General features: G+C 72.9%; 18 protein-coding genes, 1 pseudogene and 1 riboswitch. Of the genes and pseudogenes, 7 read left to right on the top strand and 12 right to left on the bottom strand.

The window, feature by feature from the left end; translation table 11 throughout:
• Nucleotides 1-4 precede the first annotated feature (4 nt).
• Nucleotides 5-2,044, top strand: coding sequence for a HelD family protein (locus ACW0Q9_RS12525; protein ID WP_456180784.1), 2,040 nt, complete (start codon nt 5-7; stop codon nt 2,042-2,044).
• Between the two features lie 15 nt (nt 2,045-2,059).
• On the opposite strand, the gene ACW0Q9_RS12520 is transcribed toward ACW0Q9_RS12525, so the two are convergent.
• The 4 genes from ACW0Q9_RS12520 to ACW0Q9_RS12505 are packed head-to-tail and all read right to left on the bottom strand — an operon-like array spanning nt 2,060 to nt 4,287.
• Complete coding sequence (locus tag ACW0Q9_RS12520) at nt 2,060-2,662, bottom strand: hypothetical protein (RefSeq protein ID WP_456180783.1); 603 nt, start codon at nt 2,660-2,662, stop codon at nt 2,060-2,062.
• A 4-nt stretch (nt 2,663-2,666) separates the two neighbouring features.
• Entirely contained in the window at nt 2,667-3,020 is a 354-nt protein-coding gene (locus tag ACW0Q9_RS12515) for a YbaB/EbfC family nucleoid-associated protein (RefSeq protein WP_151461307.1), read from the bottom strand.
• A 9-nt stretch (nt 3,021-3,029) separates the two neighbouring features.
• The gene (locus ACW0Q9_RS12510) at nt 3,030-3,956 is read right to left on the bottom strand and encodes a WXG100 family type VII secretion target (RefSeq protein ID WP_456180780.1); all 927 of its coding nucleotides are present in this window, start codon (nt 3,954-3,956) and stop codon (nt 3,030-3,032) included.
• A 10-nt stretch (nt 3,957-3,966) separates the two neighbouring features.
• A complete protein-coding gene (locus tag ACW0Q9_RS12505) occupies nt 3,967-4,287 on the bottom strand; it encodes a type VII secretion target (protein WP_456180778.1) in 321 nt (106 codons plus the stop codon).
• 173 nt (nt 4,288-4,460) lie between these two features.
• Here ACW0Q9_RS12505 and ACW0Q9_RS12500 point away from each other — a divergent pair, with 173 nt between their 5' ends.
• The 3 genes from ACW0Q9_RS12500 to ACW0Q9_RS12490 all read left to right on the top strand — a co-directional run bounded on the left by ACW0Q9_RS12500 (nt 4,461) and on the right by ACW0Q9_RS12490 (nt 6,949).
• Entirely contained in the window at nt 4,461-5,348 is an 888-nt protein-coding gene (locus tag ACW0Q9_RS12500) for an ABC transporter ATP-binding protein (RefSeq protein WP_456180776.1), read from the top strand.
• A gap of 9 nt (nt 5,349-5,357) precedes the next feature.
• Nucleotides 5,358-6,095, top strand: coding sequence for an ABC transporter permease (locus ACW0Q9_RS12495; protein ID WP_456180774.1), 738 nt, complete (start codon nt 5,358-5,360; stop codon nt 6,093-6,095).
• A gap of 95 nt (nt 6,096-6,190) precedes the next feature.
• Entirely contained in the window at nt 6,191-6,949 is a 759-nt protein-coding gene (locus ACW0Q9_RS12490; protein WP_456180772.1) for a VOC family protein, read from the top strand.
• A 9-nt stretch (nt 6,950-6,958) separates the two neighbouring features.
• Here the strand turns inward: ACW0Q9_RS12490 and ACW0Q9_RS12485 are convergent, their stop codons facing one another.
• The 4 genes and pseudogenes from ACW0Q9_RS12485 to ACW0Q9_RS12470 form a co-directional block, all read right to left on the bottom strand.
• Nucleotides 6,959-7,738, bottom strand: a complete 780-nt coding sequence (locus tag ACW0Q9_RS12485) for an ABC transporter ATP-binding protein (protein ID WP_456180770.1) — start codon at nt 7,736-7,738, stop codon at nt 6,959-6,961.
• Nucleotides 7,735-8,826 carry a FecCD family ABC transporter permease gene (locus ACW0Q9_RS12480; RefSeq protein WP_456180812.1) on the bottom strand — a complete coding sequence of 364 codons (1,092 nt, stop codon included), beginning with the start codon at nt 8,824-8,826 and terminating at the stop codon, nt 7,735-7,737. Before ACW0Q9_RS12480 ends, ACW0Q9_RS12485 begins: the two co-directional genes overlap by 4 nt.
• A gap of 71 nt (nt 8,827-8,897) precedes the next feature.
• Nucleotides 8,898-9,836, bottom strand: coding sequence for an ABC transporter substrate-binding protein (locus ACW0Q9_RS12475; protein ID WP_456180768.1), 939 nt, complete (start codon nt 9,834-9,836; stop codon nt 8,898-8,900).
• Nucleotides 9,837-9,950: 114 nt separating this feature from the next.
• A riboswitch (cobalamin riboswitch) is annotated at nt 9,951-10,043 on the bottom strand.
• A gap of 108 nt (nt 10,044-10,151) precedes the next feature.
• Nucleotides 10,152-11,456 (bottom strand): annotated as a pseudogene (locus ACW0Q9_RS12470) (M14 family metallopeptidase); the annotation flags it as partial.
• 207 nt (nt 11,457-11,663) lie between these two features.
• Between ACW0Q9_RS12470 and ACW0Q9_RS12465 the strand changes: the two are divergent.
• Complete coding sequence (locus tag ACW0Q9_RS12465) at nt 11,664-12,983, top strand: C39 family peptidase (RefSeq protein ID WP_456180766.1); 1,320 nt, start codon at nt 11,664-11,666, stop codon at nt 12,981-12,983.
• Nucleotides 12,984-13,012: 29 nt separating this feature from the next.
• The gene (locus ACW0Q9_RS12460; protein WP_456180764.1) at nt 13,013-14,353 is read left to right on the top strand and encodes a C39 family peptidase; all 1,341 of its coding nucleotides are present in this window, start codon (nt 13,013-13,015) and stop codon (nt 14,351-14,353) included.
• A gap of 71 nt (nt 14,354-14,424) precedes the next feature.
• Here ACW0Q9_RS12460 and ACW0Q9_RS12455 read toward each other — a convergent pair whose 3' ends face one another.
• From ACW0Q9_RS12455 to mqnE, 4 genes are read right to left on the bottom strand one after another with little or no spacing between them, the layout of a single operon-like run.
• On the bottom strand, nt 14,425-14,910 hold the full coding sequence (locus tag ACW0Q9_RS12455) for a hypothetical protein (protein ID WP_456180762.1): 486 nt from the start codon (nt 14,908-14,910) through the stop codon (nt 14,425-14,427).
• 53 nt (nt 14,911-14,963) lie between these two features.
• Entirely contained in the window at nt 14,964-15,242 is a 279-nt protein-coding gene (locus ACW0Q9_RS12450) for a DUF4229 domain-containing protein (RefSeq protein WP_456180760.1), read from the bottom strand.
• Nucleotides 15,243-15,268: 26 nt separating this feature from the next.
• Nucleotides 15,269-15,697 carry a hypothetical protein gene (locus ACW0Q9_RS12445; RefSeq protein WP_456180758.1) on the bottom strand — a complete coding sequence of 143 codons (429 nt, stop codon included), beginning with the start codon at nt 15,695-15,697 and terminating at the stop codon, nt 15,269-15,271.
• Nucleotides 15,698-15,708: 11 nt separating this feature from the next.
• On the bottom strand, nt 15,709-16,878 hold the full coding sequence (gene mqnE, locus ACW0Q9_RS12440) for an aminofutalosine synthase MqnE (protein WP_456180756.1): 1,170 nt from the start codon (nt 16,876-16,878) through the stop codon (nt 15,709-15,711).
• A gap of 241 nt (nt 16,879-17,119) precedes the next feature.
• Between mqnE and ACW0Q9_RS12435 the strand changes: the two genes are divergently transcribed.
• On the top strand, nt 17,120-18,290 hold a 1,171-nt coding region (locus ACW0Q9_RS12435), incomplete at its 3' end, for an NlpC/P60 family protein (RefSeq protein ID WP_456180754.1).

The raw sequence follows: 18,290 nt of genomic DNA, 5'->3' as shown, positions 1-18,290 counted from the left end.
GTGGATGACCCTGCACGCCCAAGAACAGACCCTGGACACCGAACTCGCCGCCGAGCGCGCCCACCTCGACACCTCCCGGGCGGCGCTGCGCCGGATGCGCGAGCGCGCCGAGTCCCTCTTCGCGACCGGCGACAAGGTGGCCGGCGACGCGTACACCGCCGAGCAGCTCGGTCGGCACATGGCCCGACGGGTCAAGGAACTGGCCGACGACCCGACCACCCCGCTCTTCTTCGGCCGGCTGGATTTCGGGCCGGGCGACCCCGACCACGCCGGGCGCGACTACCACGTGGGGCGCCGGCACGTCACCGACGAGCTCGGCGAGCCGCTGGTGCTGGACTGGCGGGCGCCGGTCTCCCGGTCGTTCTACCGGGCCAGCGCCCGCGACCCGCAGGGCGTCGCGGTCCGGCGCCGGTTCGGGTTCAGCTCCGGGGTGCTGACCAGCTTCGAGGACGAGCGCCTGGACCGGGGCGAGGAGCTGGGCACCGCCAGCCGCATCCTCACCGCCGAGATCGAACGCCCCCGCGTCGGCCCGATGCGGGACATCGTCGCCACCATCCAGCCCGAGCAGGACGAGCTGGTCCGGGCCGACCTGGCCGACTCGATCTGCGTCCAGGGCGCGCCGGGGACCGGTAAGACGGCGGTCGGGCTGCACCGCGCCGCGTACCTGCTCTACCTGCACCGCGAGCGGCTGCGCCGGTCGGGCGTGCTGATCGTCGGGCCGAACCGGGCGTTCCTGTCCTACATCGCGGCCGTGCTGCCGGCGCTCGGCGAGGTCGAGGTCGAACAGGCAACGGTGGAGGACCTGGTGGCCCGGGTGCCGGTCCGCGCGGTCGACGACCCCGCCGTGGCCGCCCTCAAGCACGACATCCGGCTGGCCGAGGTGCTGCGCCGCGCGGTCGACGCGCACATCGGCGCGCCCACCGAGCCGATCATGGTCTCGGACGGCTCGTTCCGCTGGCGGATCGGGCTCGACCCGCTGCACCGGCTGGTCGAGGAGACCCGCCGCGAGGACCTGCCGTACGCGACCGGCCGGGACCGGGTCCGGGCCCGCGTGGTCGGGCTGCTGCAACGGCAGGCGGAGGCCCGCCGGGCCGAGTCGCCCAGCGACGCCTGGCTACGCCGGATGAGCAGGGCCAAACCGGTGACCGAGTTCCTCGACGCGGTCTGGCCGGCGCTCACCCCCGAAGGGCTGCTGCACCGGCTGCTGACCGACCCCGAGGCGCTCGCCGCCGCCGCCGACGGCCTGCTCACCGCCGAGGAGCAGGGGTTGCTCCGGTCGGGCAGGGTCGGCCGTACCCCGAAGGCGACCCGGTGGACCGCCGCGGACGCGGTGCTCATCGACGAGGCCGCCGGGCTGCTGGAACGGCTCGCCGGCTTCGGGCACGTGGTGGTCGACGAGGCGCAGGACCTCTCCCCGATGCAGTGCCGGGCCATCGCCCGGCGCAGCGAGCACGGCTCGATCACCCTCCTCGGTGACCTGGCCCAGGGCACCGCGCCCTGGGCGGCCACCGACTGGCGGGAGTCCCTGGCCCACCTGGGCAAGCCGGACGCCGCGGTGGTGCCGCTGAGCGTCGGCTTCCGGGTGCCGGCGGCGGTGGTCGCGTTCGCCAACCGGCTGCTGCCGGCGCTCGCCGTCGACGTGCCCCCGGCCCGGTCGCTGCGCCGCGACGGGGCACTCGACGTGCGTACCGTCGAGGACCTGACGGCCGCGGCGGTGGCCGAGGTGCGGGCGGCGCTGGCGCACGACGGCTCGGTCGGCGTGATCGCCGCCGACGGCACGGTGGACCGGCTCCGCGCGGCCCTCGCCGACGCGGGCGTGCCGACCGCGACCGCCGACGACGTGGAGACCGCGGCGCGGGTCACCGTGGTCCCGGCGACCCTGGTCAAGGGTCTGGAGTACGACCACGTGGTGGTCGTCGAGCCGGCCGCGATCGTCGCCGCCGAGCCGCGCGGCCTGCACCGCCTCTACGTGGTGCTCACCCGGGCGGTGTCCCGGCTGGCCGTGCTGCACCGCGAACCGCTGCCCGCCCCGCTGGCCGGCTGACGAGCCGGTGGCCGCTCAGTGGGAGAGAGCGGCGGCGATGTCGCGCAGTGGCCGGCCGGACTCGGCGATCGGCACGGTGAACGCCAGCCAGGAGCCGTCGGCGAAGTCGAGGCGCAGCCGCTTCGGGTTCAGCCGGTGCCAGCCGACCCGGGCCGACGCCAGCTCCGCCCGCGACGCCGACCAGGCGATCCCGGTCTCCGCCACGGCCCGCTCCTCGTCCTCCCGGCTGGCCAGCAGCTTCACCGGCCCGCTCACGCAGACCAGCAGCCGCCGGTCGGTGGCCACCAGCAGGACGTCCCGTGCCGCCAGGTCCGGCTTGGGCGGGTGCAGCGCGTGGCGCAGCCGGGAGGCGGCGGAGCCCGGGGTGCCGCGCCCGGCGATTCCCCAGACCACCCGGTCGACCAGCCGGTCGCCCCGCGCCCAACTGACCAGCGGAGAGATCAGGTTGAGCAGCACCGCCCCGGCGCTCACCCCGCCGGCCGGCGCCTCCGGCTTCGCCGCATCGGGCGGCGGAGGTGGCGCTGCCCCCTGGGCCGCGTCGGCCTTCGCGTACGCCAGCACCCGCTCGCCCGGCTCGACGAGCTGGCCGATCCGGTCGCGGTATCCGGTGGGGTCCATCGGCTCAGTATCGATCGTGGCCGTAGCCGTCGTCGGTGCGGCGCTCCGCGGCCGGCGCGTTCCCCATCACCTCGCCGACGATCTCCCGGACCCGGGCGGCGGCCGCCTCCTGGGCCCGGTTCGCGGCCGCGGTGAACTCCTCGGCCAGCGTGTAGGAGTCGAGCCGCATGGCCCGCGCGTTGATCTCGGTGGAGAGGATCCTGCCGTCGGCGGCCGCGGTCACGGTGACCAGGCCGGAGTCGCTCACGCCCTCGGCACTGCTCTGCTCCAGCTCGGCCATCCGCGCGCCGAGCTCGCGCTGCCACCCGTCCAGGTTGCGGGCCAGCGCCTCGATCCGGTCCAGGGCCGGGAAGGTCATGACTGCCTCTCAGTTCACGATCGAGTCGAAGACGTTCTGCACGCCCTTGGTGTACGGCCCCAGGTCCTCCGAGTAGGTGCCGTCCACGAGGTAGTTGCGGTCCTTGTGGCCGTCGGAGACGTCGTGCAGGCCGATCCCGGTGTCGAGCAGGGCGCCGCCGACGCCGGGGATGTTCACCGGGGACGCCTGGTTGATGGCGAACTTGCCCGGGAAGAGGATGGCCGTCCGCTTCGCCATGAACGTGAACGCCTCGCGGCCGTAACCGGACTTGTTCCAGAGCCGGTACGCCTTCTTGGCCTGCTTCAGCTCCAGCACCACCTGGCGGTACCTCATCAGCAGGGCGGCGACGCGCTCCAGCTTGGTCACCAGCTTGGTGAGGATCTCCGCGAACCGGGCCACGATCTTCACCATGCGGCCGACCGTGGTGGCCAGCCGGGCCAGCACCCGGACGACCGTGGCGGCCAGCGTCACGCCCGCGCTGAGCACGGCGGCCACCGCGGCGATGATCACCTCGGTGAGGAACCAGAGCAGGAACTCCAGGATCAGCTCGACCAGCAGGTTGAACGCGTCGACCGCCGCGTTCGCCGCGTCGACCAGCACCTCCTTGGTGCCGTCCAGCCCCTTGGCCAGCTCCTCGATGGCCTCCTCGACGGACTCCATCGAGGCGTGGAACTTCTCCGCCGCGTCGCCGTCCCAGGCACCGCGCAGCCGGGCCCGGTCGGCGACCTGGTCGCCGGCGATCCGCCGGACCGCCTCGCCGGTGTCGAGGGCGAGCTGGGCCGCGCGCATGAGGTCGTCGGGCTCGCCGGCGACCAGCTCCAGCAGCTGCTCGAACGGCCAGAGCACCGCGTTGGAGAGCGGCTTGAACGGGTCGGGCGTGCCCGACACGATCTGCTCGAAGTAGGTCTTGTTGCGCTGCAGCGCCTCGGTGCTCATCGGCTCCCCCTCAGGCGCCCGGCGTGAACATGTCGGTGGTCGCCACGTCGGTGCCGGTGTAGGCGTCGGCGGTGTCGCTGATGCCCTCGGCGATGTCGGCCATAACCTCGGCGCCGTCCTCCAGCCCCTGCAGGCACGCCTCGAACTGCTCGGCGTACGCGGCGGCGAGGCCGAACGACGCCGGCATGATGCCGAAGGCGTGCCGGGGCACGTGCCCGTCGTGGAAGACCCGGCGCAGCTCGCGGAACTGGCCGGCCCGCTCGCGGGACGCGGCGGCGAAGGCCGTCAGCGCCTCCGGCTGGACCTCCAGGTTCCTGCTCGGACTCGTCACGCGGACCCTCCCCAGTGTCCAGTCGGCAGCCGCCCGTCGCTGGCGCGGCCGGGCAACGGGATTACCACAGTAGGCGATCGGCACCCCTTTGCGCGGGGCGGTGGAATTCGCACCGGCACGGTACACAGGTGAGGGATGACCGTCCGGGACCGCAAGCCCTGAGGAGCCTGACGATGATCCTGGCCCGCGCCGACCAGGTCAGCCGCCGCTACGGCGAGGTGCTGGCCCTGGACCGGGTCGACCTGACCGTCCGCGCCGGAGAGCTGGTGGGCCTGCTCGGCCCGAACGGCGCCGGCAAGAGCACCCTGCTCAACCTGCTGGTCGGGCTGCGCCGCCCGACCGCCGGCCGGGTCGAGCTGCTCGGCGGCGACCCGCGCGACCCGGCGAGCCGGCGGCAGCTCGGGGTGACCCCGCAGGAGACCGGCCTGCCCGGCACGCTGCGGGTCGGCGAGGTCGTCGACTTCGTCGCCGCGCACTTCCCCGACCCGGTGCCCCGGGGCGAGCTGCTGGACCGGTTCGGCCTCACCGACCAGGTGCGCCGGCAGTGCGGCGGCCTCTCCGGCGGGCAGCGCCGGCGGCTGGCGGTGGCGCTCGCCTTCGTCGGCCGGCCCCGGCTGGTGGTCCTCGACGAGCCCACCACCGGGCTCGACGTGGAGGCTCGGCGCACGCTGTGGGAGGCCGTCGGCGGCTTCCACGCCGAGGGCGGCACGGTCCTGCTGAGCAGCCACTACCTGGAGGAGGTGGAGGCGCTGGCGCAGCGGGTGGTGGTGATCGGGCACGGGCGGGTGCTCGCCGACGACTCGGTGACGGCGATCCGCGGCATCGTCGGCGTACGCCGGGTCAGCCTCGTCGCCGACGACCTGCCGCCGCTGCCCGGGGTGGTGGCCACCGAGCACACCGAGGGGCGCACCCAGCTGCTCACCACCGACGCCGACCAGCTCGTCCGCGACCTGGTCACCGCCGGCGTGGCGTTCCGCGACCTGGAGGTCCGGCCCACCTCGCTGGAGGAGGCGTTCCTCGCCCTCACCGCCGACGACCGGCCCGCACCCGCCCCCGCCTAGGAGACCGCCGTGCCGCTCGCCCTGGTCCACGCCCGCTACCAGCTCCTGGAGATCATCCGGATCCCGGTCGCGGTGGTCGGCAGCGCCTTCTTCCCCGCCGCCGCCATGCTCTTCTTCGTGGTGCCGTTCGCGGGTGACGACGCCGCCGGCGCCACCTACGCCACCGCCGCCATGGTCACCTTCGCGGTGATGAGCGCCAACATCTTCCAGTACGGGATCGGCGTCGCCGAGGACCGCGACCAGCCGTGGAACCCGTACAGCCGGACGCTGCCCGCCGGGCCCGGCCCACGCTTCGCCGGGCGGATCCTGACCGGTCTGGCCGTCACCTACTTCTCCATGCTCCCGGTGGTGATGATCGCGGCGGTGGCCACCGCGGCCCGGATCACCCCGGCGCAGTTCCTGCTCGCCGCCGGCGGGGTCGCGGTGATCTCGGTGCCGTTCACGCTGCTCGGGCTGGCCATCGGTTACTCGCTGCCGAGCAAGGCGGCGATCGTGGTCGCCCAGCTCATCTTCTTCCCGCTCGCCTTCGGCGGCGGGCTGCTCTTCGGTCCGGCCAACGCGCCCGGCTTCGTCGACGCGATCGCGCCCTACCTGCCCACCCGCGGTGCGCTGGAGCTGATGTGGGCGGCTGTGACCGACTGGCGGCTGAACCCGCTCTCCATGGTCATGCTCGGCGTCTGGATCGTGGTGCTCGCGGCGGTCGCCGGATGGGCCTACCGGCGGGACGAGGGACGCCGCTTCACCTGACCAGTTGTCCGAATACGGCCCGGCGGCCGAGGGGACGGTGCCACGATGCCGGCAGGGCGTGCCAGCGGGGCCGTCCCCCGGCGAGAGGGGTCAGCGTGAACGGCGTGGAGCCCGGCACGCCCTGCTGGACCGACCTGGCCACCCCGGGGCTGGAGGATGCGAAGCGGTTCTACCCGGAACTGTTCGGCTGGACCGGCCGGGTGTCCGCCGAACCGGCCGCCGGCGGCTACACCACCTTCCTGAAGGACGGCCGGGCCGTGGCCGGGGCCGGCCCACCGGCCGCCCCGGAGCAGGTGCCGGTCTGGTCGACGTACGTGGCGACCGACGACGCGGACCTGGTCGCCACCCGGGTGGAGGCGGCCGGTGGTCAGGTGGTGGTCTCCCCGTTCGACGTCTTCGAGCAGGGCCGGATGGCGGTCCTCTCCGATCCCGCCGGGGCGGTGTTCAGCGTCTGGCAGCCGATGGCGATGCGCGGCGCGGAGCTGTTCAACGTCCCCGGCTCGCTGTGCTGGAACGAGCTGGTCACCCCCGACCCCGAAGGGGCGAAGGACTTCTACGCGCTGGTCTTCGGCTGGCACCCCGAGGAGCAGCCGACCGGCCCGGTGCCCTACACCGGGTGGCGGTGCGGCGCGCGGATCGTCGCGGGCATGATGCCGCAGCTGGAGCCCCTGCCCGAGGACCTGCCGGCGTACTGGACGGTCTACTTCGCGGTCGAGGACGCCGACGCGACGGCGGCCCGGGCCGCCGAGCTGGACGGGACCATCCTCGTTCCGCCCCGGGACAACCCGGCCGGCCGCAGCGCCGCCCTCCGCGACCCGCAGGGCGCCCTCTTCTCCGTCACCGCTCTCCGCTGAGCAGGCAGCTCAGCGGGGGCGGACGGGGACGACCAGGGGGCCGTGGTCGCCCTCGATCACGCGGACGTGGGCGCGGTAGTGCGTCGCCAGGAGGTCCTCGGTGAGCACCTGCCGGGGTGGGCCGGCGGCGGCGACGCGGCCCTCGGCGAGCAGGACCAGGCGGTCGGCGTACTCGCCGGCGATGGAGAGGTCGTGCATGGTGGCGAGCACGGTCAGGTCGTGCTCCCGGCGGAGCTGGTCGACCAGCTCCAGCACCTCCTGCTGGTGGCCGATGTCCAGCGCGCTGGTCGGCTCGTCGAGCAGCAGCAGGGTGGCGCCCTGGGCCAGCGCCCGGGCCAGGAAGACCCGCTGCCGCTCACCGCCGGAGAGGGTGGCCAGTTCGCGGTGCCCGAACGCGCCCAGGTCGAGCCGCTCCAGCACCTCGTGCACGGCGGCCAGGTCGGCCGCCGACTCCCGGCCCAGCGCCGGGATGTAGGGGGTGCGCCCCAGCAGCACGTAGTCGAAGACCGACATGCCGGCCGGCACCACCGGGGACTGCGCCACGGTGGCCACCACCCGGGCCCGGTCGCGGCGGCGGAGGGAGTTGATCGGCGTACCGAAGAGGGAGACCGCGCCCGGCGCGGGCAGCAGGCCGCCGACGGCGCGCAGCAGGGTCGACTTGCCGGCGCCGTTCGGGCCGATCACGGTGACCCACTCGCCCACCGCGACCGCCAGGTCCACGCCGGCCAGGATCGGCGTGCCACCCAGCTCGATGCGGAGGCCGCGCAGCTCCACGGCGGGCGCGCTCATGTCAGCACCCGGCGGGCGGTGCGCAGCACCAGCACGAAGAACGGGCCACCGAGCAGCGCGGTGACCACGCCGATCGGTATCTCGGCGGGCGCGGCGGCGGTCCGCGCGACCACGTCGGTGAGCGCCAGGAACGCCCCGCCGAAGAGCATCGACAGCGGCAGGATCACCCGGTAGCTCGACCCGGCGAGCAGCCGCACGGTGTGCGGCACGATGATGCCGACGAAGCCGATCAGGCCGGAGGCGGAGACCGCGGCGGCGGTGCCCAGCGAGGCGGCGGCGATCAGCAGGTAGCGGGAACGCTGCGGGTGCAGCCCGAGGCTGGTGGCCTCGTCGTCGCCGACGGAGAGCACGTCCAGCTCACGCCGGTGCAGCAGCACCACCACGGCGGTGAGCGCGAAGTAGGGCAGGACCAGCCGCACGTCGTGCCAGCCGGCGGTGGCGAGCCGCCCGAGCAGCCAGGAGTAGACCTGCTGGATGCTGTCGGAGTGCCGTTGGAGCAGGTAGGTCTGCCCGGCGGCGAGGAACGCCGAGACCGCCACCCCGGCCAGGATCAGCGTGGCCGGTGACCGGTCCCGCCCGCCGGCCGCGCCGAGCAGGTACGTCATGACGACCGCGCCGAGCGAGCCGACGAACGCGGCGAGGGGGATGGTGAGCGGCATCCCGCTCAGCGCCCCGCCGGCCCCGGCGCCGAGCGCGATCACCGCGGTCACCGCCAGCCCGGCCCCGGCCGCCACGCCCAGCAGGTACGGATCAGCCAGCGGGTTGCGGAAGACGCCCTGGTAGCAGCCGCCGGCCAGGGCGAGCAGGGCGCCGACGAGCAGGCCGAGCACGACCCGGGGCAACCGCAGCTCGGTGACGATGGCGATCTCCCGCTCGGTGAGCCCGCTGTCCAGGTGCACTCCGGGTAGGAGGTTGAGCAGCTCGGCGGCGACGCTGCCCGGAGGCAGGCTGACCGGACCGAGCGAGACGCCGGCCACCAGCGCCACCAGCACCGCGCCGATGCCGGCGAGCAGCCAGCGGGTACGCAGCCCGGCCGGCCGGACCGTCGCACCCGGCCCGGCCGGGCCGGGCCGGCCCCCGCGGGACACGCCGGCGGGCCGGGACGCGTCGGGCGTCCCGGCCGGCCGGGCGGCGGATCTCAGTTGTCGCACGGTCAGGGTCAGGCCGGGACCTTGGCGGTGGCGTCGACGATCGCCTTGAGCAGGTCGACCACGCGCGGGCCCCAGCGCGAGGCGATGTCGTCGTCCAGGCCGACGATCTGGTTGTTCTTCACGGCGGTGATGCCGGACCAGCCGCTGCGCGCCTTGACGGTGTCCGGGGTCTGCTTGCAGCACTTGGTGTCGGCCAGGAAGACGAAGTCCGGGTTGGCCTTGACGATGACCTCCTGGGAGAGCTGCGGGTAGCCGCCGTTCTTGCCGTCGGCGTCCGCCGGGTCGGCGATGTTCTCCAGGCCGGCGAGCGCGTAGATCGAGCCGATGAAGGTCTTGCTGGTCGCGCTGTACAGCTCCGGGCCGAGCTCGTGGTAGTAGGTGAGCTTCTTCGCCCGCTGCGGCAGGTCCTTCGTGAGCGCCGCGATGTCGTCCTTCATCTTCCTGGTGACGGCGTCCGCCTCGGCCGGGTGGCCGGTGAGCTTGCCCAGGTCGGTGATCTGCTGGTACGTGTCGTCGAGAGTGGCCGCCGCCGGGGTCAGCAGCACCGGGATCTTCAGCGTGGTGAGCTGGTCGACGATCTTGTTGGTGTCGTTGGAGAGCACCACCAGGTCGGGGCTCTTGCCCGCGATCGCCTCGGCGTTCGGCTGGAAGCCGGAGAGGTCGCTCTTCGGCGCCTCCGCCGGGTAGTTCGAGTTGTCGTCGACGGCGGTGACCTGCTTGCCGGCGCCGATGGCGAAGAGCATCTCGGTCGCCGACGGCGACAGCGAGACGATCTTCTCGGGGCGCTTGTCGAGGGTCAGCTTGCCGACGGAGACCGGGAAGGCGGCCGCCGCCGAGCTGCCGCCGGCCGCGGGGGTGTCGTTCGAGGTCTTCTCGGCGCAGCCGCCGAGGAGCAGCGCGCCGACCGCGAGGGCGGCGGCGAAGAGCCGGGGGGTACGTCTGGACATCGGTCCTCCTGTCGGTCGAGGAGCGTGGTGCTTCGCCGACAGGGACCGCCTGGGCGGGCCCGTCCGCGAGGCGCCCTTCCTCGAGAGCGCGAGTCGCGACCGTGCCGCAGGCGACCTGGCTCGTCCCCACAGTCGTCGGCGCCGGCGGGAGGCCGACGCCGCGTGCGGGGCATCACAGTTGCGGGACAGCGCCGGTTTCGCACCGGCTTCGCTGCGGGGTGGTCGGTGCCACCGTAGCGCATGACCAGCGGAGATCGTCCGGACGGGAGGGGCGGTGGGGGCCCAGCCCACTGGGCCCCCACCGTGCGTCGGTCAGCAGTAGGTGCTCTGCTTGCCGATCGCCCGGTACGGGCAGTCGGCGTACTCGGAGAGCAGCAGCACGGCCTCCCGGTTGCGGGAGGTCTGCGTGGGGATCACCTCGTCGGGCGGGTAGAAGCCGCCGCCGGAGGCCGACCCGGGGTACATCTCGAAGGTGTACGCCCAGATCCGGTGGGCGCCCCACATCCAGTCGATGCTGGTGCCGTCGGCGATGTAGAGGTCGCTGGACTGCTCCGGGGTGTAGCCGTTGGTGGACGCCATCTGCCGGCCGATGGTGGCGAAGGTGTTGTACTGGTCGGCGTTCATCCCGGTGGCGGTGTTGCTGTACGTGTAGCCGTACGGCCAGAGCACCAGCTGCGAGTAGGTGTGGAAGTCGATGTTCGCCTTGATCTGCTGCACCCCGCCGACGACCCGGCCGTTGACGAAGGTGCGCAGCGCCGCGGTCTCCGGGGCGGAGAAGGCGGACGGGCCCCGGTAGGTGTCCGACGAGGTCGAGCCGGACGAGCCGCCGCAGCAGCCCCACTGGTACGACCAGTTCCGGTTCAGGTCGGTGCCGACGTACGAGGAGCCGCTGTTGGGCTGCCGGTTCTTCCGCCAGGAGCGGTAGGAGCCGGTGGCGATGTCGTACTCGCTGCCGTCCGGGTTGACGGTGGGGACGATCCAGATCTCCCGGGAGTTGACGATGTTGGTGATCCGGGAGTCGCTGCCGTAGTTGTCGGTGAAGAGGTTGAGCAGGTAGATCGCCATCTCGACGGTCAGGTGCTCGCGGGCGTGCTGCTGGGCGTTGAAGAGGATCTCCGGCTCGCTCTCGTCGGTGCCGACGTTGTCGGAGATCTTCACGGCCATCAGGTCCCGGCCCTGGTAGGACCGGCCGATGCTGAGCTTGCGGGCGATGGCCGGGTGGTCGGCGACCGCCTTGTTCACCACCGCGGTCAGCTCGGCGTAGTCGTGGTAGTTCGAGTCGGCGGGCGGGAAGGCGTAGGCGACGGCGCCGCCGGTCGGGGCCGGGGCGACGTCCTTCTCCAGCCGGAAGCCGAGCCGGGTGATCGCGGCGGCCTCGGCGGTGGTAGCCGTGACGTGCAGCACGCCGTGTTCGGAGTGGTCGATCGCCGCCCCGGTGCGGGCGACGGCGCTGCGGTCGGCGAGCGTGCGCGGGCCGAGCACCCGGTAGGCGACGGCGGCGGGTTCACCGTCCGGGGCGGGCCGGGCGGCGGCCGGGCCGGTGAGCGCGGTGACGAGGGTCAGGCCGGCGGCGGCGGCGAGGGCCAGCCGGCGGCGGAGCGGTGACGTGCGGAAGGCCATGGACAACCTCCTCGGGGTACGGGAGATCCCGTTGTCCGCACACTTCACCAGGAGTTACATGGTCATATCAACATCCATCATTCCCTGCCTTCCATCCCGACCAGATCCTCACGCCGGCAATGATTTTCCATGCGTGAACCTCTGGCGAAACTTCCCTCCAGGCGCGACAGTGAACGGCAACGATGCCGTTCTCCTGGAGGAGCTGCCATGGACCGGACATCCCTGCGGTCGGCCGCCGTCGCCGGCGCCACCGCGCTCGCCCTCCTCGGCACCACCGCGCCGGCCCGTGCGACCACCACCGTCACGCACGACGAACAGATCACCTGGCAGGCCTGGTCCGGCGCGGCCTGGTCCACCGGGACCGCCGCCGGCACCACCGGCACCGCGGCCGGCCTGACCCTGGCCACCCCGGTCGGCACCATCCTCTACAAGGACCCGCACAGCAGCACCCGGCGCACCTGGGCGTACGGGACCTGGACCTCGCCGCTCACCCAGGTCGGCTTCAGCGCCACCGAGCTGGTCACGTCGTGGAACGCCGACACCCCGGCGGGCACCTGGCTCCAGGTCGAACTCCAGGGCACCTACACCACCGGCACCCGCACCCCCTGGTACGTCATGGGGCGCTGGGCCTCCGGCGACGGCGACATCCGGCGGACCAGCGTCGACCGGCAGGGCGACAAGACCTCCAGCGTCTTCACCGACACCTTCGCCATCACCAACCCGGCCGGCGGGGTGCTGCTGCGGGCGTACCAGCTCCGGGTCACCCTCTACCGGGACCCGGCCTCGACCGCCACCCCGGTGCTCCGGTCCGTCGGCGCCATGAGCTCGAACGTGCCGGACCGGTTCACCGTCGCCCCGAGCGCCGGGCACATCGCCTGGGGCACCGAGCTGGCCGTGCCGCGCTACTCCCAGAACATCCACGCCGGCCAGTACCCCGAGTACGGCGGCGGTGGCGAGGCGTGGTGCTCACCCACCTCCACCGAGATGGTGGTCGAGTACTGGGGCCGGAAGCCCTCCCCGGCCGACACCTCCTGGGTGGACCCCCGCTACGCCGATCCGACGGTCGACCACGCGGCCCGGATGACCTACGACTGGCAGTACGGCGGCACCGGCAACTGGCCGTTCAACACCACGTACGCGGCGAGCTTCCCGGGGCTGGAGGCCAGGGTGACCCGGCTGCACTCGCTGGACGAGCTGGAGCACTTCATCGCCGCCGGCATCCCCGTGGTGACCAGCCAGTCGTTCCTGGCCAGCGAGCTGGACGGGGCGGGCTACGGCACGGCGGGGCACCTCATGGTGGTGGTCGGCTTCACCGCCACCGGCGACGTGATCGCCAACGACCCGGCCTCGCCCAGTGACGCCGCCGTCCGGCACGTCTACCGGCGCGACCAGTTCGAGCAGATCTGGCTGCGTACCCGGCGGACCACCGCGAGCGGCGGCACCGGCAGCGGCTCCGGCGGCGTCGTCTACCTGATCAAACCGACCGAGGTGGCCTGGCCGACCGTGGCCGGTTCCACCAACTGGTGATCCATCCCTTCCCACCCAACGGAGTGCACATGGTCAGACCAGCCCTGCGCGCGGTCGCCCTCGCGGGCGTCGCCGCACTCGCCCTCGTCGGTGTGACGGCGCCCGCCCACGCCGACAACAACCTCCCGGTCGTCGCGCACGACGAGCAGATCACCTTCCAGGAGTGGTCCACGTACCCCGACTGGCGCGGCGGCACCCACCAGGGCACGTACGCCATCCCGGGGCACCGCACCGGGATCACCATCGGCCAGCCGGCCGGCACCACCGAGTTCACCGACGAGCACACCGGCGCCACCCAGACCTGGGAGTACGCCACCTGGACCTCGCCGGAGCGGACGGTCGGCTTCGACGCCAGCGAGCTGGTCGCCTCGTGGAACGCCGCGACCCCGGCCGGCACCTGGATCCAGGTCGAGCTGCACGGCACGTACAACACCGGGCAGCAGACCCCCTGGTACGTGATGGGCCGCTGGGCCTCCGGCGACCAGGACATCAAGCGGTCCACGCTGGACGGCCAGGGCGACCCCTGGTCGACCATCTGGACCGACACCTTCTCGATCGACGACGCCAAGGCCGGCGTGCTGCTGCGGTCGTACCAGCTCCGGCTGACCCTCTACCGCGCGCCGGGACAGGCCGCCTCGCCGCGGGTCTGGATGCTCGGCGCGATGAGCTCCACCGTGCCGGACCGGTTCACCGTCGCCCCGAGCAAGGGCGGCATCGCCTGGGGCACCGAACTGTCGGTGCCGCGCTACTCGCAGAACATCCACATCGGGGAGTACCCGGAGTACGACAACGGCGGGGAGGCCTGGTGCTCCCCCACCTCCACCGAGATGGTGGTCGAGTACTGGGGCCGCAAGCCCTCCGCGGAGGACATCGCCTGGGTCGACCCGAGCTACGCCGACCCGACCGTCGACCACGCCGCCCGGATGACCTACGACTACGAGTACGAGGGCGCCGGCAACTGGCCGTTCAACACCGCGTACGCGGCCAGCTTCCCCGGCCTCGACGCCCGGGTCACCCGGATGCACTCGCTCGACGAGGTGGAACGCTTCATCAAGGCCGGCATCCCGGTCATCACCTCGCAGTCCTTCCTGGCCAGCGAGTTGGACACGGCGGGCTACGGCACCTCCGGGCACCTCTTCGTGATCGTCGGCTTCACCGCCGACGGTGACGTGATCGTCAACGACCCCGCCTCCTCGTCCAACGACGCGGTGCGCAACGTCTACAAGCGGGAGCAGTTCGAGCAGATCTGGCTGCGCACCAAGCGCTACCGGGCGAACGGCACCGTGGCCTCCGGCTCGGGCGGCATCGCGTACCTGATCAAGCCGACGGACGTGGCCTGGCCGGTCGTGCCGGGTTCCACCAACTGGTGACGGGACGGGCCCGGCACGGTCCCCCTCGGGACGGTGCCGGGCCCGTCGTGCACGGTCGTGGACCGGCCGGGTCAGGCCGACGGGGCGAACGAGGCGGGCGGGGCCGTGGGCTCGGCCCGCCGGCTGCGCCTACGGATCGCCCGCACGATGATCACCACCCAGGCGACCAGGGCGGCCACACCGGCCAGGGCGAGCCCGGTGACCAGCAGGTAGGTCGAGCCGCCGGCGGTCGAGAAGACGCCCTTCCGGGCACCGCTGTCGAGCGCCGGGGCCGTGGCGCCCGCGGCCAACCCGTCCGGCGCGTCGTAGAGGATCACGTCGGCGCGCTGGGCGCCGCCCTCGGTGGCGACGAAGGTGCCGTGCCACTCGCAGTTACGCCGGCCGCATTCCTCGTTCACCGCGGTGAACGTGCCCGGCGTGCCGCCACCGTTCTTCGCCTCCCAGGCCGGGGCGAGGTCGGTGACGCTCAGCATCAGTCCGATGGCGGCGATGACCGGCAGGCCGATCCAGACGAAGACCTTCGTCCGCCACCCGTTGATCGTGTTCAGGAAACTCACGGCGGCAGACCCTAGCGGTCGGGGCGCGATCCCGCTGCCCCGTTTCCGGCCACTCAGTTCTCCCGGCGCTCGTCGGTCGGGGCGGCCTGGTCGTCGCCGGCCAGCGCCGAGCGCAGCCGGTCCTTCTCCGCGCGGCGCCGCTCCGCCGCCTCGGACATCTCGCCGGCCATCTCGTCGCGCCACCCGCGGAGCAGGAAGAACGACAGCGCCGCGGAGAAGACCAGCGCCAGCATCAGCCGCAGGAACATGTTCATCTCGACGAACCAGAGGGCCGCCAGCACGCCGACGAACAGCCCGATCCGGCCCAGCGTGTACTTGACCGCCGCGCTCACTGCGACGCCTCCTTCTCTCTCACGCCTCAGCCCGTCCGCCGGGCCAGCCAGTGCACGCCATGAAACCAGACCACCGCGTAGACCACGGTGAACACCGCCGCGGCCAGCGCGCCGGAGACCAGCGGCGGCAGCCCGGCGGCGAAGCCGGCCGCCACGAGCCCGGCGAAGACGCCGACCGCGATCCCGGCCAGCGCCGCGAGCACCCGGGCCGCGCCGAACTCCCAGGCCCGGAAGTCGTCCCAGAACAGCCAGAGCGGCAGGATCACCGCCAGCCAGCCGTTGGTCCGCCCGAACCGGCCCGCGCCCATGGTCGCGAAGGCCCACTCGAAGAGCACCAGCGCCAGCACCCCGATCACCAGGCCGGCGAGGCTCACCCCGAGCAGGTCGCCCAGGGTGAGGATGCGCCCCTCGGCGTCCCGACGGGGGAAGCTGCGCTGCTGCTCCTCGGTGCTCATCGGAGCGCGCGTCAGGCCCAGACCTGCTGCGGCTCGGCGCGGCGCTCGGCCAGCGACGGGGCCGCGTCGTACTCGCGGACGATCTCGTAGCGGGTGTTCCGCTCGACCGGGCGGAAGCCGGCGTCCCAGATCAGATTCAGCAGGTCCTCACGGTGCATGGTGTTCGGCGTGCCGTACGAGTCGGCGTCGTGGGTGATCTTGTATTCCACGACCGAGCCGTCCAGGTCGTCGACCCCGAAGTTCAGCGAGAGCTGGGCCACCGAGAGGCCGTGCATCACCCAGAAGCACTTCACGTGCGGGACGTTGTCGAAGAGCAGCCGGGAGACGGCGAATGTCTTGAGCGACTCGGCCGGCGAGGCCATCGTGGTGCGGGCCTGGATCCGGTTCCGGACCTTGCCGTCCGCCGAGTCGACGAAGTCGTGCTGGTAGCGCAGCGGGATGAAGACCTGGAAGCCGCCGGTCTCGTCCTGCAGCTCGCGAAGCCGCAGCACGTGGTCGACCCGGTGCCGGGGCTCCTCGATGTGGCCGTAGAGCATCGTCGACGGGGTCTTCATGCCCTTCGAGTGGGCCAGCCGGTGGATCCGCGACCAGTCCTCCCAGTGGCAGGCGTGGTCGACGATGTGCTGCCGGATCTCCCAGTCGAAGATCTCCGCGCCACCGCCGGTGAGCGACTCCAGGCCGGCGTCCATCAGCTCGTCGAGGATCTCGTCGGCGCTGAGGCCGCTGATCTTCTCGAACCACTGCACCTCGGTCGCGGTGAACGCCTTGAGGTTGACCTTCGGCAGCGCCGCCTTCAGCTCGCGGAGCACCTTCGGGTAGTAGCGCCAGGGCAGCGTCGGGTGCAGGCCGTTGACGATGTGCAGCTCGGTGAGCTGCTCGTCCTCCATCTCCTTGGCCTTGCGGACCGCCTCGTCGATGCGCATCGTGTAGGCGTCCTTCTCGCCCGGCTTGCGCTGGAACGAGCAGTACGCGCACGAGGCGGAGCAGACGTTGGTCAGGTTGAGATGCCGGTTGACGTTGAACATCACCCGGTCGCCGTTCATCTCGGTGCGCTTGTGGTGGGCCAGCCGCCCCAGCCAGGCGAGGTCGTCGCTCTCGTAGAGGGCGACTCCGTCCTCGCGGGTCAGCCGCTCCCCCGCGTAGACCTTCGCTTCGAGCTCGCGCTTGAGTCCGGCGTCCATCGAAAGCCACGTCCCTTCCACCTGCGGTCCCGGTCGAGCGTACGTCGCGCTTCGGACGAACCGGCGACCCGGTCGACCGCAGCGACCTGGTTCACCGGACTCCCGGGCGGTCGTCACGCTCCGCGCATCGACATACCTGCGTTGGTGAGGTAAGACAGGATGGGGCGGAACACACACCGGTACCGTCCTGGCTCAGCGCGCCCACCTGGCGCGGAACACACCAGACCGGACGGGGAGCGGAATGGTCGACAGCACCCAGGGCCGACGCCGACGACACCGGAGTCCGGTGATCTCGCCGGTGCTGCGTCCGGCGCTCTGGTCGGCCCTGCTCGGAGCGGTCGCGGCCGCGGCGCTTGCCACACCCGCCTGGGCCGACCCGCTGCCCGACACCGTCCCCGACACCGGCTCGCGCCCCCGGGTCGTCGGCTCGCTCCAGCTTCCCACCGTGCCCGGCGCCGTCCCGGGCCTGCCCGGCACGGTGACCGGCGGGGCCGGCTCCACCCCGGGCCTCCCCGGCACCACGCCCGGCGTCACCAACCCGGCCGACGGCCCGCTGATCGCGCAGATCAACCAGGTCGACGCGCAGGTCGCCCAGCTCGGCGACAAGCTACTCGGCGTCAAGGGCGAGCGGGACACCGCGCAGGCGGACCTGACCCTCGCCGCCACCCGGCTGAAGGAGGCCCAGGACGCGCTCGCCCGGGCCCGGGAGAACGCGAAGACCGCCGCCGCCGACGCGATGAAGGCCGACGCCGCGCTGCCGCCCGGCGAGTTCGGGGCCAACCTGCGCGAGTTCGCCAACCTGCAGCGGATCACCCGGGGCGACAAGGCCGAGGGCGCCACCACCGCGGTGACCGGCGAACTCGCCCGGGCCACCGCCGCCGAGCAGGTCGCCCGCGAGGCGCACGCCTCGGCCCAGCGGCGGGCCACCGAGAAGGCCGCGGAATACACCCGGGTCGAGGCCGACCTGCACAAGCAGGAAGCCGCGCTGCTCAAGCTCCGCCGGGACAACGCCGCCAGGCTGCTCGAGATCGAGCGCCGCGAGGACGCCGCCGAGCAGCAGCTCGGCAGCTCGTACGTGGTCAACCAGAGCGTCAGCGGGCTGGTCGCGGACCCGCGTGCCCTGGCCGCGGTGCGGTACGCCCTCGCCCAGCTCGGCGACCCCTACCTGTGGGCGGCCGAGGGGCCGGACCGGTTCGACTGCTCCGGCCTGGTGCTCGCCTCCTACCAGGCCGCCGGCTACCAGGGGCTGCCCCGGGTCTCCCGCGACCAGTACTACGCCACGCGTTCCCGCGGCGTCGACCCGAACGCGCTCCTCCCCGGCGACCTGCTCTTCTTCGCCTCGGGCAGCAGCTGGACGAGCATCCACCACGTCGCCATGTACATCGGCAACGGCAAGATGGTCGAGGCGCCGC

This window comes from Micromonospora sp. I033 (assembly GCF_053890995.1).
The sequence above is the reverse complement of the archived record's forward strand: the minus strand, read 5'-3'. Positions and strand labels throughout refer to the sequence as shown.